This window comes from Alphaproteobacteria bacterium (assembly GCA_004295055.1).
Classification (GTDB): domain Bacteria; phylum Pseudomonadota; class Alphaproteobacteria; order SHNJ01; family SHNJ01; genus SHNJ01.
Window position 1 is genome coordinate 36,921 of sequence record SHNJ01000024.1, and the last position, 15,020, is coordinate 51,940.

A 15,020-nucleotide genomic window follows, 5' to 3' on the forward strand; every position below is an offset into this window, starting at 1 on the left:
ATCAACGCAACTTCAACGTCGATAGGCCGATTAACGCCAATACCACGGCGATGATCCAAAACCGGATTACGATGGTCGGCTCGGACCAGCCTTTTTTCTCGAAATGATGGTGGATCGGGGCCATCAGGAATACGCGGCGGCCGGTCATTTTAAAAAATCCGACTTGGATCATCACCGACACGGTTTCAAGAACGAACAGGCCGCCGACAATCGCCAAAACGATTTCATGCTTGGTAACCAGCGCCACGGTACCTAGCGCGCCGCCAAGCGATAACGATCCGGTATCGCCCATAAACACCATCGCTGGTGGGGCGTTGAACCATAAAAATCCCAATCCCGCGCCAACCAAAGCGGCGCACAAAACGCCAAGCTCCCCGGCGCCGGGGACGTGCAGAATTTTCAAATAATCGGCGAAAATAATATTGCCGCATAAATACGCAATCAGGCCGAATGCCATCGCGGCAATCATGACGGGAACAATCGCCAAACCATCAAGACCATCGGTTAAATTCACTGCGTTCGATGCGCCGACAACAACGAAGATCGCAAATATGTAAAACGCCCATCCTAGCGGGATCAAAATATCCTTGAAGAATGGAATGGAAAGGCCGGTGGCCAGCGGTTCGCGGGTGATATTGGTAATAATGTATGTCGCGGCCAATGTTAAAACGATTTGCGCCAAAAATTTCTGGCGCGATGTCAGGCCGGTATTATGCCGTTTTTTCAATTTCAAATAATCGTCGCATCCGCCGATGAATCCGAATCCCAATGTGACGATTAATACCGCCCAAACATAGGCGTTCGATAAATCCGCCCATAACAACGTGCTGATCGACATGGCGATCAATATCAATGCACCACCCATGGTGGGCGTGCCTTTTTTTGTTACCAAATGGCTTTGCGGGCCATCGGCGCGAATTGGCTGGCCTTCGGGTTGTTGCGATTTCAACCAACGAATAAACGCGGGGCCAAACATAAAGAAAATAATCAACGCAGTCGCCAATGCACATCCGCTGCGGAATGTGATGTATTGGAATAAATTGAAAACGTTGTAATCGGGGGCGAGTGGGTAAAGGAGATTATAAAGCATTGGAAAAGGGTTTAGGGGTTTGAGGTTAGGGTATGGGCAAGTTTATATAGGGAGTAGGTTGGAATAAAGGTAAAAGTGGGAAAGTTCGCATGTTGTCCTCCCCCTTGTGGGGAGGATTAGAAAATCTTAGCACGCTTGCGCTTAGATTTTCTTGGTGGGGGTATGAAGTAGGTTTACGTTGTGCTGTACCCCCACCCCTAACCCCTCCCCACAAGGGGGAGGGGGATAAGAGTTGGGCGTAAATTATCCAGCGCCTCAATAATCACCCGCATCTTTGTCCCCAGAGAGCCTTTTACCATTACCACATCGCCCGGTTTGACGGTGGACGTCACGAATGCGGCCAGCGTTGCGGAATCCGGCGCATATTGGGTTTTAATGTTGGCCATGATAAGTGGGTGCAAATGCGCCATATACGGGCCGCACAGCATGACCAGATCGGGATTCGCCGCAAGGATCGCCGGGGCAAGACCGGTGTGCAATTCCACGCTGTGCGTTCCCAGTTCGCGCATATCGCCCAAAACCGCGATCCGGCGCGCATTGGGCATGATTTGCGCGCGCGACAACACATCCAGCGCGCCGCGCATCGCATCGGGGCTGGCATTGTAACTTTCATCGATCAATTCTATTTCTCCGCCTGGAATCGCAATCTGACGGCGCAATCCGCGGCCGGATGTGGGGCGTAAATCGGCCAGATCTTTCGCGGCCTTGGCAATATCCGCGCCAACCGATTGCGCGGCGGCCAACACCGCCAGGCTGTTCATGGCGATGTGCAGCCCTGGAATATTAAGAGTATAAGATAATTTCTGGCCCAGAATATCGGCCTCGATATCGCTGCTGGCGGCGTGAAGATTGCAATTCAACAATCGCGCTTGGGCCAATGGGTCTTTGCCAAATCCAATTACCCGGCCGATTTTACGGGCGGCGGCGTGGCCCGACATGCGTTCAAACAATGGCGTATCGCGATTGAAAATCGCGACGCTCTGGCTGTTCATGCCGGCGACGATTTGCGCTTTTTCATCGGCGATGCCTTCTAGGCCGTTTGGAAAAAATTCGATATGCGCGGGCGATACGGCGGTAACGATACCGACAAACGGCTCGCATAATTCGGATAATGGCGCGATTTCGCCCGGATGATTCATGCCCATTTCGATAATCGCAAACGCCGCATCGCGCGGCATGCGCGACAGGGATAATGGTACGCCCAAATGATTATTCAAATTGCCTTCATTGGCGAATGTTTTGCCCTGGCGCGATAAAATATGGGCCAAGGCTTCTTTGGTGCCGGTTTTGCCAACACTGCCGGTGACACCAATAATTTTTCCAGTAAAACGTTTGCGCGCGAATTTGCCCAGCGCGGTCAGCGCGGCTTCGGCATTGCGAACCGAAATTTGTGTCAATGATGCTGGCGCATCGCCCGGTTTTTCGACGATCGCGGCGACAGCGCCCTTGGACGCGGCATCGGCCAAAAAATTATGCCCGTCGAAATTCGGGCCTTTCAGCGCGATGAATAAATCGCCTGGTTTGATTTTGCGGCTGTCAATGGAAACGCCGGTAATTTGTAGTTGTGTTTGTACAGGCGTTTGTAACGCTTCGGACAAATCGGAATTGGTCCAAAGAATCTCGCTCATGCAACGCCTTTTAATTGGATCGCGGCTTTGCGCGCGACATCGGCATCGTCGAACGGCAACACGGTTTTACCGACAATCTGCCCATGTTCGTGGCCTTTGCCGGCAATTACCAGAATATCGTCCTTGCCCAAGGATGCTATGCCATGCGCAATGGCCTTGGCGCGGTCGCCAATTTCTTCGGCACCCTTGGCGGCTTCCATAATTTGCTCGCGAATTTTGGCGGGTTCTTCGGTGCGGGGATTATCGTCGGTGACGATGACGTAATCCGCATTTTCAACCGCAATTTTGCCCATGATCGGGCGTTTGCCGGGATCGCGGTCGCCGCCGCAGCCGAAAATAATCGCCAATTTGCCTTTGGTGTGGGGGCGCAGCGATTTCAACACATTGTCGATTGCATCGGGCGTGTGCGCGTAATCGACGAATACTGGCGCGCCGCTGGGGGCCTTGGCTACCAATTCCATGCGGCCGGGAACGCCTTCTAATGTTTCCAGGCACGGCATAATGGAATCAATATCCTCGCCGCTGCCATTCGCCATGCCGATGGCGCAGGCGATATTGGCGGCTTGGAACGCGCCGATTAACGGCAATCGCACTTTGTAAGATTTGCCAAACACGGAATAGGTGACCATTTGGTGATCATGTTTTGGGATCATTTCTTTGATCTGAATATCCGATTTACCCAAACCAAATGTGATCAAGCGCACTTTGCGCGCGCTACATAATTCTTTTAATTTAGGGAAAAATTCAATATCGCTGTTCACTACCGCAACGCCAGTGGATTTTAAATTTTCGGCGAATAAAATTAATTTCGCATCGAAATAATTTTCCATAGTGCCGTGATAATCCAGATGATCGCGGGTTAAATTGGTGAACGCCGCCACATCGACCGGCACGCCGGCGATGCGATGTTGGTGCAAACCATGCGATCCCGCCTCGAAGGCGACATGGGTGATGCCTAGTTTGGACATTTTCTGCAAATATTTATGGAAATTGATCACATCGGGCGTGGTCAGGCCGGAATCTTCGGTCCAGCCGGGGGCAATAATGCCGATTGTGCCCATGCTCGCGGCCTTGCGGCCCAATTGCTGCCAGATCTGGCGGGTGAATACCGTGCCGGATGTTTTGCCATTGGTGCCGGTGATCGCGGCGATGGTGGCGGGGGCAGGCTGATAAAATTTTGCCGCCAGTTTGGCAAGAGTGATGCGCGGATTAGCGCTGATCACGGCGGTGATATTTTTTTCAGTGACTTTGGCGGCATTGTCGGCATCGGTTAAAACCGCAACGGCGCCGCGCGATACGGCATCATCCAGAAATTGTATGCCGTGGGTTTTGACGCCAGCAACGGCGGCAAATAAAAATCCTTGTTCAACCCCGGCTGAATTCAGCGCCAGGCCCTTGATGTGTACATCCAGTCCCTGGATTTGCGCGCCAGTTCCTTCGATCAACTCACTGAGTTTCATAAACGGCCTCTTTACGCAAAGAATTCGCATTATTTTGCGGCGAATTGTTGACCAGACGGTCTTTGGCCATGAAATCTTCCTTGCGGTCTAATGGCGGATAACCCAGCAACGGCGCCATGCGCGCAATTACGCGGTTTACCGCAGGCGCGGCAACCCAGCCGCCGGTAGCAAATCCGAACGACGCTTTGTTGGCAACCGGTTCGTCGATCATGGCCAGAATGACGTATTTCGGATCGACGGTCGGGAATGTGCCGATGAAAGACGACAATAATTTTTTCTCGGCATAGCCGCCGGCGCCGCTTTTTTCCGCGGTGCCGGTTTTGCCGCCGACATAATATCCGCCGACATCGGCTTTTTGTCCGGTGCCTTTCATCACAACCAAACGCAGTAATTCGCGCATTTGTTTGGACGTCGTTTCCGACATTACCCGCACGCCGGGCAATGGCGCATTGGCCGGGCGTTTTAACAAGGTCAATTCCGGCAATACGCCGCCATTGACGACGCCCGCGACCGCGCGCGCCAATTGCAATGGCGTCACCGAAATTCCATAGCCATAGGAAACGGTCATTGCGGTGACTTCGGTCCATTGGCGCGGCAGCATGGGCTTGCCAATTTCCGGCAATTCGATGGTGGCGGGGTTAAACAGGCCAAGACGTTGCAAGAATGATTTTTGTTCGTTGATGCCGGCGGTCAATGCCATTTTGGCAGAACCGATGTTGGACGAATGTTCAAATACTTCGGCGACATTCAGCCAGCGATTTTCGGGATGAAAATCGGAAATTTCGAACCGGCCGATTTTGATGGGATGGGTCGCATCGAATGAATCGGAAATTTTCACTTTGCCGGAATCCAGCGCCATGGCGGTGTTGAAAATTTTAAAGGTCGATCCCATTTCATAAACGCCCAGCGTGATGCGATTGAAACGCGCATCTTGGGACGATTTGCTGAATTCATGAGGGTCGAAATCGGGCAGAGACACCATGGCGATCACCTCGCCGGTATTGGCGTCCAGTACCAGGCCAGCCGCGCCGCGCGCGTTAAATTCCCGCACGGTACGGCGCAATTCTTCGTGCAGAATGCTTTGCACGCGCGTATCCAGCGACAATTGCAGATCATCGCCGCCCTTGCGCAAATTTCCATCGAATGTTTTTTCAATGCCGGATACGCCCTTGCTGTCCAGGTCCGTCAGACCCACCACATGGCTATACATAGACCCAAGCGGATAGACGCGGCGTTCTTCACGTTGAAAATTAAGGCCTGGCAGGCCCAGCATATGCACTTTGTAATGTTGTTCCGGCGTCAGGTTGCGTTTGATCCAGATGAAAGATTTCGGTTCGCTTAGTTTGGCTTTTAACGCCTGACGGTTTAGATCCGGCAAAACTTGCGCCAGTTTGGTGGCGGTTTCATCGACATCCAAAATTTCTTTGGGATTGGTATAAAGCGAAGCGGTCGAAAGGCTGGTCGCCAGAATTTGTCCGTTGCGGTCGGTGATGTTCGACCGGCCATAAGTAATAGGGGCGGAAACGGACGTGCGCAGGTCAATCTCGCTGCTTTCTTGGAAAATGGTCAAATCCACCAGGCGCAAGGCAATCGCCAGAAACGCGGCGGCGAAAACGGCGGATGCATAGATCAACCGGATCTGCGCGGTATATATGCGTTTATTTTGGGCGCGTTCTACTTTGTGGGATATTGATGAATCAAACGGACGGTTCAGCGATGCATAATCCGCTTTGCCAAAGCGGGCGGAATTACGGCCGGAAGAACCATTTGGCGTTAGCATGCGTCATTGCACTTCGTAGGATACCGGTTTTTGGGCAATGTCGTCGTTTTGCAGGGCATCGTTATTAACCGGTATCTCGTTGTTTGCCATCTGAGCCTCGCGGCTGCTGCCACCGGCCTTGGCCCAGTTACTATAGGCGACACCAGGCATAATGTCTGCCAATTGATAGATTTGGGCCACTTTGACTGGGGATAAAGGCAGGTATTTTTCAGACAATTTGGCGATATGTTCCGGGCGGCTGATATAGCTGATTTCCGCGTCCAAAACATGGATCGATTCTTTTTCCGCGATCAAATCCCGCTGGACATCGCCCAGGCGGGACTCCAAATGCGCCACTCGATACTTTAGCTAGTAAATACCAACGCCGTACACAATACAGAAGATCAGCAGTAGGAGAAGGGAGCGGCGCATGAGGAGGCAACCTTTCTTACGAGTTCAGCATGTTACGTTTGACCCCAACAAAATTCGGCCATACGGTGGCGGAAGTGCGTTCCGCCGCCCGTAATTTGGCCGATGATGCACGCGGATTGGTGATCGTTTCTTCGTTAGAAGGCGCGACCGATTTCCGCGTAATCAAGTTGAAGGAGGGCTTATGAAGAGGGGTAACCGCTGGCATATGGCGCGAAGAGTTCGGCGTGTTGCCAGCCCGTGTTTTTAAAAATTCTTTGACCATCCGGTCTTCGAGCGAATGGTAAGCAACCGTCACCAACCGTCCACCGACCGATAATAATTTTTCCGCTTGGATCAGGCCGCGTTCCAATTCGCCCATTTCATCATTCACATAAATGCGCAGGGCTTGGAAGGTACGGGTCGCGGGGTCCAGACCATCGCGGCTGCGTGGAACCACGCGGCGCACGACATCGGCAAGTTGGGAAGTGGTGGTGATTGGCGTAATCTTACGGGCGTCGACAATGGCGCGCGCGACGCGGGCGGCCATTTTTTCTTCGCCGTAATTTTCGATAATGTCGGCCAGCTGTTCGGCATCCATCGCTGCAATAATGTCCGCCGCATTTGGCCGTCCGCCATCCATGCGCATATTTAATGGGCCGTCATGACGGAACGAAAATCCGCGGCCGCTATCATCCAGTTGGGACGAGGCGACGCCCAAATCAAAACAAACCCCATCGACATGTTCGACGCCAATGCGGTTCAACAATAATTCGAGATCGCCGAAATTGCCGCGGATAAACCGCAGGCGGCCGTCATATTCGGCCATCATATCGCTGGCGCGTTCCTCGGCTTCTGGGTCGCGATCGAGCGCGTACACCATGCAATCGGCGGTATCCAGAATCGCGCGGGTGTAACCGCCATGGCCGAATGTCGCATCGACATAAATGCCGCCATCGCGAATTTGCATGTAATCCAAAACTTCGGACAACATGACTGGAACGTGAGAGTGGGGGGAGTGGACTAATTTCATGGCTATAAAGTTGTCGTTGGCCGCAGCAATGGGAGTAGAAAACGATTCAACAGCGATCATGGCTTATCCTCCTGTTTGGTTGCCGAATGGATCCGGATTCCCAATTCCTGCTTCTGCACGCGGTTCCGCGCTTCTAGTTGGTGTTTACTGAAGAGGTCAGGATTCCAAATTTGAAACGTAGCGCCGCAACCCACAAAGGCGGCGGCATCGTTGATCTTGGCGTGTTCGATCAATAACTCAGGCAACATGATCCGGCCTTCGGGGTCGAAGGGCAACGGCTGCGCGTCGGCGAAAATCGACGCGGACAAGTCGCTCTGTTCGGAAGAAAATTGAACGAAATTATCGAGGCCCTGGCTTAATTTTTCCATGCGGTCCATGCCACAGCCTTCGATAGCGCCAAAGCGCAAGGAACGGAACAACACCACACCTTGAAAAGATTGTCCGGCCAAAGCCGAGCGGAAACCGGCGGGGACGGAGATCCGTCCCTTTTTGTCAATCTTGTTTACCTGGGTAGACAAGAACAATGCCATGAAGCAATTCCGCGGTAGTTGGTTCCCTGTGACCACCTGCCACAAACCCTATTCGCGCAACCGGAAGTATCCCATTAGGATCGAAGTGTATTGGAGGGGGTTGGAATAAAAGGAGTATGAAGATGGTATCTATATATGGGATACCATGGGAAAAGATGGGAGTCAATGGGAAAAATGCCCAAAACACCCGGAATATGTCGAAAAGATACTATGTAATCTGGGTGTCATCTGTGGATAACAAATCGAAAAACTGTAGCCATAATTTCAGCAAGTGTGATCTTTGTAAGATACGAAAGTGAAATAAAGCCTGTAATTACAGGCTTTTGCAATTCGGCCTAAAACGCGACAATTGGAAACAAAATTTATATTTACTATAATTATTTGACATAAAATAATATATAGTTTATAAATAAAGTAACTAAATTAAACAACTAGGGTGCATCATGTCGAGGGTTGGTGCGGAATTGGCGAATACATTGGTGGACGAGGTTTTGTCCGAAGCCACGGTCGATTTCTGGGATAAAGTAAAAGAAAAAGCTATCCGTCTCATCGACACCATTACTTTTAAACGCGGTACCGGCGCGAAAATCGAACAAGTTTTGAAAAGCAAAGTGGTTGGTCCGGCCAAACGTTGGGCCTTGCAAGAAATTCCAGTGCCGGAAAAAATTGCGCGCCGCGCCCGTGAATCATCACAGACGCGCATGGGCAGGATTATTTTCAACTCCGCTTTGTTCGCGGTCAATCATCCAGTGCCGCGATTTGTTATCACCGCCGGATTATTGGCAGGCATTACTTTGGCGCTTGGATTTGCGCCGATGGTGATTCCAACCACTTTGGCGGCGGCCTATGCGATAAAAATCACATCGGCTTATGCTTTTATGGCGGCCAAACATGGCATTGAAAAATGGCGCAACCGGAACAAACCGGCAGAGAAGACAAAACCGCCGCGCAAATTGACCGTGCGTGAAAAATCGCGGACAGCGATCGACAGTTTGTGCGAAGTGGCGTTCGGAAAGGGGCAAAAAAATCCATACCTTAATATAATGGATATTGTCATGACGGTTACCAGCGGCGTGTTGTTATTGCCGACCTGCGCGCATTTAAATCAATGGATTACACAAGCCTTGCGCGCGCCGCAACGGGCTTCCGCAGAATCTATTGCGCAATCGGCCGGATTGACCCAAGTCGGCGAAGCGGCGGAAAGCGGCATGGTGCGGCAGATGGGCGGCGAGACCGCAAGACAAGTCGGGCGGCAAATGGCCGTGCGCGGCTTGCAAGCGGAAGGAACGGCGGTATCGCACAGCTTTTTATCGCGATTGGCGACCGCCGCATCCGCGATACCGGAACGTGGCTTCGGCGTGGTTGGACAGGGAACCATAAAATATTTTGGCGGTGGGCTTGCGCGCAAATATGCGCCGGAATTCGCCGACGAAGCCGCGATGGGCGTTGCCGCCGCCGCTGGATTTGCGTGGATAATTCCGGTAAAATTGCGCGGCATTAGCGTCAAATTTTCCAGTCTTTGGAAAAAAACTTCCGAGCCGATCATGTCTTCGTCCTTGGCGATGAACGGATTGAGCCGGGTGATGTGAATATAATAGGCTACCCTCCCTTTGAGGGAGGGTCAAAAATGCGATAGTTTTATATAGTTACTATTCCCTCCCCTCGTTGGGGGAGAGATGTATAGTTATCGAAATTTAAAAATAAAAGCGCCAGATCGTCTATAAGCCGGGTTTTGTACCTGGTTGCCCAGGCGACGATCATTTATCTGGGATGATGGTTGCCCATCACCTCTAGCGACCGACCCGCGTTACGGTGCAAAAACACACTTGCCGCTTGCGCGGCGTGTAACGCCTATTTGGTCTTGCTCCAGGTGGGGTTTACCATGCCATTCCTGTTGCCAGGAACGCGGTGCGCTCTTACCGCACCTTTTCAACCTTGCCGGCACCTTCCCGTCTTCGCTGCGCTACGACGCGGTCTTAAGACTAATGTCGCGCCGGAGCCTTGGCGTAGGCGGATAGGGTGCTTAGGCGGTATATTTTCTGTGGCACTTTCCCTGGGGTTGCCCCCGGCGGACGTTATCCGCCACCTTCGTTTTTGCGGAGCCCGGACTTTCCTACCTTTTTCCGATTTGCATCGGACCGCCAGCCAACCTACCGATGCAAATCGGTTTGTTGGCGTTTGCGGCCGATATCGAATCAAGATCGATCATCCAACGATCTGGCATTTATGAGTGTAGAGTGTGGAGGCGAAAGTGTAAAGAGAGTTATAACTAAAATTCCCCTCCCTTTGGGAGGGGGTAGGGGGAGGGTTAGGTGGTGAGGTAGTCGGAATTTATCAGGCACCGCACCTATCCCCCTCTGCAAATGCTATGCATTTGCGCCTCCCCCAAAGGGGGAGGAATTTATCTTACATTGTCCACAAATATCCACCAACGCGCCGACGGTGATTGGGTTCAATCCCGACCCCAATTGTTTCGGCGCGTAATGGCGTTGGAAGGCGGTGACCACATCCTGTGTTTGTTCGTCATTCTTGCCAGTGATTTCAATTTTATATCCAAACGCGGCCAGCATTTTTTGTACGTCTGCGACCATGCGGTTCTGCGCGCCATGCTGCGCGGATGGGTAAAGCCCGATTCCCTTGCCGGCCAAAAACGGCCAATCGAATAATTCGCCCGGATCGATTTTGCGTTTTACCGCAACATCCGAATGGCCCAGCACGAATTCCGGTTTAATTTTGTGGCGCTTTATAATATCGGCGCATAAATCGGCAACGGCGTCCATCTGACTTTGCGGGAATTCGCGGTATCCGAATTCATGGCCGGGATTGACGATCTCGATACCGATTGAAACCGAATTAATATCTTCTTCCCCGCGCCAATAAGAAATACCGGCGTGAAAAGCGCGTTTGGATTCGTCGACCAGTTGAAAAATCTTGCCGCCTTCGCCGATCACATAATGCGAGCTGACTTTCGATGCCGGTTCGCACAAACGCGTCATCGCCAAATCCGCGCTTTTCATGCCGGTGTAATGCAGCAATAAAATATACGGCTTTTTCTTGTTGCGGCGGTCTTCGAAATTGGGCGAAGAAAAATCGGCGGATATGATCATCCGCCGATTCTTGCCGATTTTATTTATAATGTAAAATTGAAATTATTGTCTCTTATGGCTTTTATACCTACCGTGTAGGTATGTGTAAACAGCCAACTAAACGCGTATGGCCAATATGTGTTGGACGAGATGGTTGGTATCTTCCCGCCCGATGAACGACCGCGGGAGAAGAGATCGCAGGGGTATGGCCCATTTCATTGGTATAGGCCTCGATAGCTAAATCCAATAAATCTTTAAAGCGACTGCCGGCAGCATGTAAAGTTTCGATATCGGCCAAATGTAAACGCAGGCTTAAATTGCCCTGGGTTCCGGGCGGCAATTTGTCGCGAAAAGTTTTATCCGTTTTTTCGTAAGCAGCCTTAAGCCTTTTGTATTGACGATTTTGTCCCTGACTAGTTCTGGCTTGTTTAAGGCCGCAATCCAGCCATTTTCTAAACGCGTCTGTTCGCGCCAATCCTAACGGTTGTAATAGGTCGAATAATTCTGCTGATACTAATGTCATCTTCACCCACTCCATTGATTTTATTGTTTTTACGGTCTATGTAATAACCGTTATTCTTTACATTTTTATGACATAATTCGATCTTAATTTCAAGGCCTTAACCTAAGGATTTGTAATGCCAGCTTTATCGACGCGCCAAAAACCTAAAAGCAATTTTATTTTCGCCATTGCCTTCTTAATCGCCCTGGTTATGTGCGGCGGGATCATTGTGTCCATATTCATGGACTGGGAAAAATTTAAACCCACCATCGAGGCTAAAATCAGCGACGCGATTGGCCGCAAGGTTCATATCCAAGGCAAAATGAGCGGCATGTTATTGCCGATGACCCAAGTGACGGCCGAGAACATTGTTATCGATAATATCGATGGGGGCAAGGCGCCGCAATTCCTTAAAATGGAATCTTTGGAGGTGCAGTTATCGCCGTTATCGCTGTTAACCGGATCCATTGAAATCGGATATGTACACTTGAAATCGCCGGAAATTCATTTGGAAAAATTCAGCGATGACAAAAATAACTGGAATTTCGCTGCGAAATCGCAACCTGCGGCAGATAAAAAACCTGCGCCCACGGATAAAAGCGTATCGGCAATCCCGCAGCTTCATTCGCTGAAAATCGAAAAAGGCAAAGTATTTTATGCGGATTATACCACCGGGACCAAACAAACGGTTACAGATCTGGATTTGGATGCCGATTTGAATCTGCCATCGCGCAAAGCGAGCATCGATGCGACTGGCGATTGGCAGGGGCAGAAGTCTAAAATCAAATTGGCGATCAAACCAGCCAAAGAAAATCAATTGGCGGCGAATTTATCGGCCAATATTCCCATGGGCGAATTGACATTCGATGGCACCATGTATGATCCAATGCAGGGCGGGAATAAACCGCTGACTTCCGCGGGCAATTTTAAATTCGCGGTAAACGCCACGCCAAAAATCGAGGCGTTGGGCAAATTGAATTACACGCCGGACGAAATTAAAATCGTGGGCTTGCAAATTTCCGGGGCCGACATGAAGGGGCAGGGCGATATAACGGTGAAAATGCAAAACACGCCGTTCGTCGATGCCAAATTGAATTTCGATACGGTCGATGTCGCCAAACTTATGGCGGCGGTGAAATCCTGGCAATCGGATTTGGCGCCAGCCGTGAAAGCGGATGCTAAAACGGCCGCAGCCGCAAAAACCGGCGGCGGATTGAATGTTCGCGGCAATTTCAATATTGGCGTCGATAAATTGAATTTAACCGCGCTGACGGCCAGCAATGTCAAAATCCAAGCGGCGACTATGGATGGCCGCACCATCGCGCTGCAACGGTTTGCGTTGCAAACGATGGGCGACACCAATATCGAAGCCAGCGGCGATTATAATTTGCCGGCGTCTTCTTTTGACGGTAAAGCGCGTCTCGATATTGGCAATTTGCAGAAACTGGCCGATGCGGCCGGATTTGGCGGCAATGACTGGGTCAAGGCACAGCCAAGCCGCGTCGAATTTACATCCGGCGTGCAATATGCGGGTCAGAAAATTAATTTGAAGAATTATAATTTGCAGAATGGCGATCTGAAATCGAGCGGTGAATTAGGTTATGTCATGGGCGATAATCCCGAATTCGATATTCGCGCCGCGATCAGCCATCCCAGCATTAAAAAATTATTCGCGAAGCCGGATTTGCCGGTCGACAGCAAGCTGGCTTTGAATACGGATTTAACCGGCCGTTTGAATGGATCAGGGCTGAATTACGGATCGATGCAAGGCAAGGTCCGCGCCGAATTGAATGACGGCATATTAAAAGGCGTCGATTGGAAAAAAGTCAGCCTGGAAATGAAGGAAATTAACGACCCGCGCGATTTGTTGCGCGTGCTGGATCAAGTGCAACGGCAGAAAGACGGGTTAACGCCGTTCCGTTCCTTAACATCCGATTGGACGGTGGTGCGCGGCGTGGCAACCAGCAATAATATCGCGCTGGATTCCGATGTCGTTAAAATGAATGGCGGCGGGAATATTAAATTGGAAGATCAGCAAATGGATATCAACGCCCGCGTGACGTTCAACGATCATCCGAAAGTACCGGCCCTAGGCGTGCGTACCTTTGGCGCTGTTACCGCGCCGCAATATGCATTTGATACAACCGCGATCGCCAGTTATTACGCCAATAAAGCCATTAACAAAGCGATCGAGAAAAACGTCGATGTGAATAAGTTGCAACAAAAAATCGACAAGCAAGGCGGAAAATTATTGAAAAAATTGATGGGGCAGTAGTTTGTCATTCCGAATCACCCATACGGGGTGAGGGATCTACAGATATAAAGTCTTACATCTGGCGATCCCTCGCATTAGCTCGGGATGACAGTTTTTTCTCGCCAGTTCCTGTATAAAAATCTATAAACCGTATGTATGAAGAATATCATTCTTAATTACGCTCCCAACCTGGCCGGCAGTTTATATACCATTGGCAATTTAATCCTGTTGTTTAATGGCGGCCTGTCTGGCAGCTGGTGGCAAGTCGCCGCTGCATTATTGTGGCTTACGGATGGAATAATTTTGGGTTGGTTCGGACGCCTGGCGCGCGGCATTGAAATGCATGCGCTGGTTAATATGGGCGGCTGCCTGTGTTTGATCATGGCATCGCGCGATTTGGCACAACCATTTGGCCAAGTTACTTTTGCGGTAATCTTAATGTTGTGCGCGGTATTAAAATTTTTTGCGCCTTCCGCGGATCAATCGATCGCAAAGCCAAAAAATATTTTGGCTTTGCCATGGTATTTCATGCGGCGCTATCCATTGTCAGTTGTATCGATTGTTATCCTGACTAGCCGCCCATTTTTTATTTGGGGCGCGATTGTCAACGATCAGCCGCAATTGCTAAGCGCCGGAATTATGTGGGTGATTGCCGATATATTTCAATTCCTTAGCCGCAAGGGCGGGTACATAACGCGCTTATAAACACTCTTTACTTGTTTCCTATAAAGATATACCATGTTGGAGCAGGATTGGTGCGACTAATGCATACATTCAACAATGGGATCGTATTAGATCCAGAAATAAACTTGAGCGATATTCGGGATAGTTTCGAAGCTAAGATGAATATCCCTTGGGCGCGAGCAGAGGCGGCGTTACGGCGTGCGCCGCCTAATTCGATGTTAAGTGTCTATCCAGACCGGCATTCACGTACAATAATGGTCGAAATACGCAGGCCCGATCTTGTGGACGGAACGCTGGCATTTGTGCAGCGGCAACAAGGCGGAAATTGGACATTGAATATCGGCAATATTCGTGCCGAAGAGCAAGGGCAAGGCACTGTGCGGCGACTGTTTCCGCATTTTATTCAGATGGCTAAAGGATTCGGCGTTGTTGATATGAGTTTGCGCGCCACAAGTGTAGGCCGCTATAGTTGGGTCAAATTCGGTTTTATTCCGTGCGCGGAGTCTTGGACCGATTTATCGTCAAAGGCAAAGCAACTCGTTAAAATAGATTATAGGAATCGTCCAGATATTGTTCAGGACATTTC

General features: G+C 50.6%; 13 protein-coding genes and 1 other RNA gene. 4 read left to right on the forward strand and 10 right to left on the reverse strand.

The genetic code is table 11. The annotated features are described in order from the left end of the window. Position 1: 1 nt before the first annotated feature. From EYC62_05865 to mraZ, 7 genes are all read right to left on the reverse strand, one after another. Positions 2-1,090, reverse strand: coding sequence for a phospho-N-acetylmuramoyl-pentapeptide-transferase (locus EYC62_05865; GenBank protein ID TAH34030.1), 1,089 nt, complete (start codon positions 1,088-1,090; stop codon positions 2-4). A 197-nt stretch (positions 1,091-1,287) separates the two neighbouring features. Then, positions 1,288-2,718, reverse strand: coding sequence for a UDP-N-acetylmuramoyl-tripeptide--D-alanyl-D-alanine ligase (gene murF / locus EYC62_05870; GenBank protein ID TAH34031.1), 1,431 nt, complete (start codon positions 2,716-2,718; stop codon positions 1,288-1,290). Beyond that, a complete protein-coding gene (locus EYC62_05875) occupies positions 2,715-4,178 on the reverse strand; it encodes a UDP-N-acetylmuramoyl-L-alanyl-D-glutamate--2,6-diaminopimelate ligase (protein ID TAH34032.1) in 1,464 nt (487 codons plus the stop codon). Before EYC62_05875 ends, murF begins: the two co-directional genes overlap by 4 nt. Next, the gene (locus tag EYC62_05880; GenBank protein ID TAH34033.1) at positions 4,165-5,958 is read right to left on the reverse strand and encodes a penicillin-binding protein 2; all 1,794 of its coding nucleotides are present in this window, start codon (positions 5,956-5,958) and stop codon (positions 4,165-4,167) included. The genes EYC62_05875 and EYC62_05880 overlap by 14 nt, the downstream gene beginning before the upstream one ends. A 3-nt stretch (positions 5,959-5,961) precedes the next feature. Beyond that, positions 5,962-6,294 carry a hypothetical protein gene (locus tag EYC62_05885; protein TAH34034.1) on the reverse strand — a complete coding sequence of 111 codons (333 nt, stop codon included), beginning with the start codon at positions 6,292-6,294 and terminating at the stop codon, positions 5,962-5,964. Positions 6,295-6,385: 91 nt separating this feature from the next. Next, positions 6,386-7,378 carry a 16S rRNA (cytosine(1402)-N(4))-methyltransferase RsmH gene (rsmH, locus tag EYC62_05890; protein TAH34043.1) on the reverse strand — a complete coding sequence of 331 codons (993 nt, stop codon included), beginning with the start codon at positions 7,376-7,378 and terminating at the stop codon, positions 6,386-6,388. 56 nt (positions 7,379-7,434) lie between these two features. Beyond that, positions 7,435-7,908: a transcriptional regulator MraZ gene (gene mraZ, locus EYC62_05895; GenBank protein TAH34035.1), complete on the reverse strand. Its 474-nt coding sequence runs from the start codon at positions 7,906-7,908 to the stop codon at positions 7,435-7,437. 443 nt (positions 7,909-8,351) lie between these two features. Here mraZ and EYC62_05900 point away from each other — a divergent pair, with 443 nt between their 5' ends. Next, positions 8,352-9,497, forward strand: coding sequence for a hypothetical protein (locus tag EYC62_05900; GenBank protein TAH34036.1), 1,146 nt, complete (start codon positions 8,352-8,354; stop codon positions 9,495-9,497). 116 nt (positions 9,498-9,613) lie between these two features. Here EYC62_05900 and rnpB read toward each other — a convergent pair. The 3 genes from rnpB to EYC62_05915 form a co-directional block, all read right to left on the reverse strand. Continuing rightward, positions 9,614-10,062, reverse strand: an RNA gene (gene rnpB / locus EYC62_05905) — RNase P RNA component class A. Positions 10,063-10,274: 212 nt separating this feature from the next. After that, a complete protein-coding gene (locus EYC62_05910; protein ID TAH34037.1) occupies positions 10,275-11,015 on the reverse strand; it encodes an N-acetylmuramoyl-L-alanine amidase in 741 nt (246 codons plus the stop codon). A gap of 67 nt (positions 11,016-11,082) precedes the next feature. After that, the gene (locus EYC62_05915) at positions 11,083-11,517 is read right to left on the reverse strand and encodes a hypothetical protein (protein ID TAH34038.1); all 435 of its coding nucleotides are present in this window, start codon (positions 11,515-11,517) and stop codon (positions 11,083-11,085) included. A gap of 115 nt (positions 11,518-11,632) precedes the next feature. On the opposite strand from EYC62_05915, the gene EYC62_05920 reads away from it, so the two are divergent. From EYC62_05920 to EYC62_05930, 3 genes are all read left to right on the forward strand, one after another. Next, on the forward strand, positions 11,633-13,771 hold the full coding sequence (locus tag EYC62_05920) for an AsmA family protein (GenBank protein ID TAH34039.1): 2,139 nt from the start codon (positions 11,633-11,635) through the stop codon (positions 13,769-13,771). 135 nt (positions 13,772-13,906) lie between these two features. Continuing rightward, a complete protein-coding gene (locus EYC62_05925) occupies positions 13,907-14,455 on the forward strand; it encodes a hypothetical protein (GenBank protein TAH34040.1) in 549 nt (182 codons plus the stop codon). Positions 14,456-14,514: 59 nt separating this feature from the next. Then, positions 14,515-15,020: hypothetical protein (locus EYC62_05930; GenBank protein ID TAH34041.1), on the forward strand; the 506-nt coding region annotated here is incomplete at its 3' end.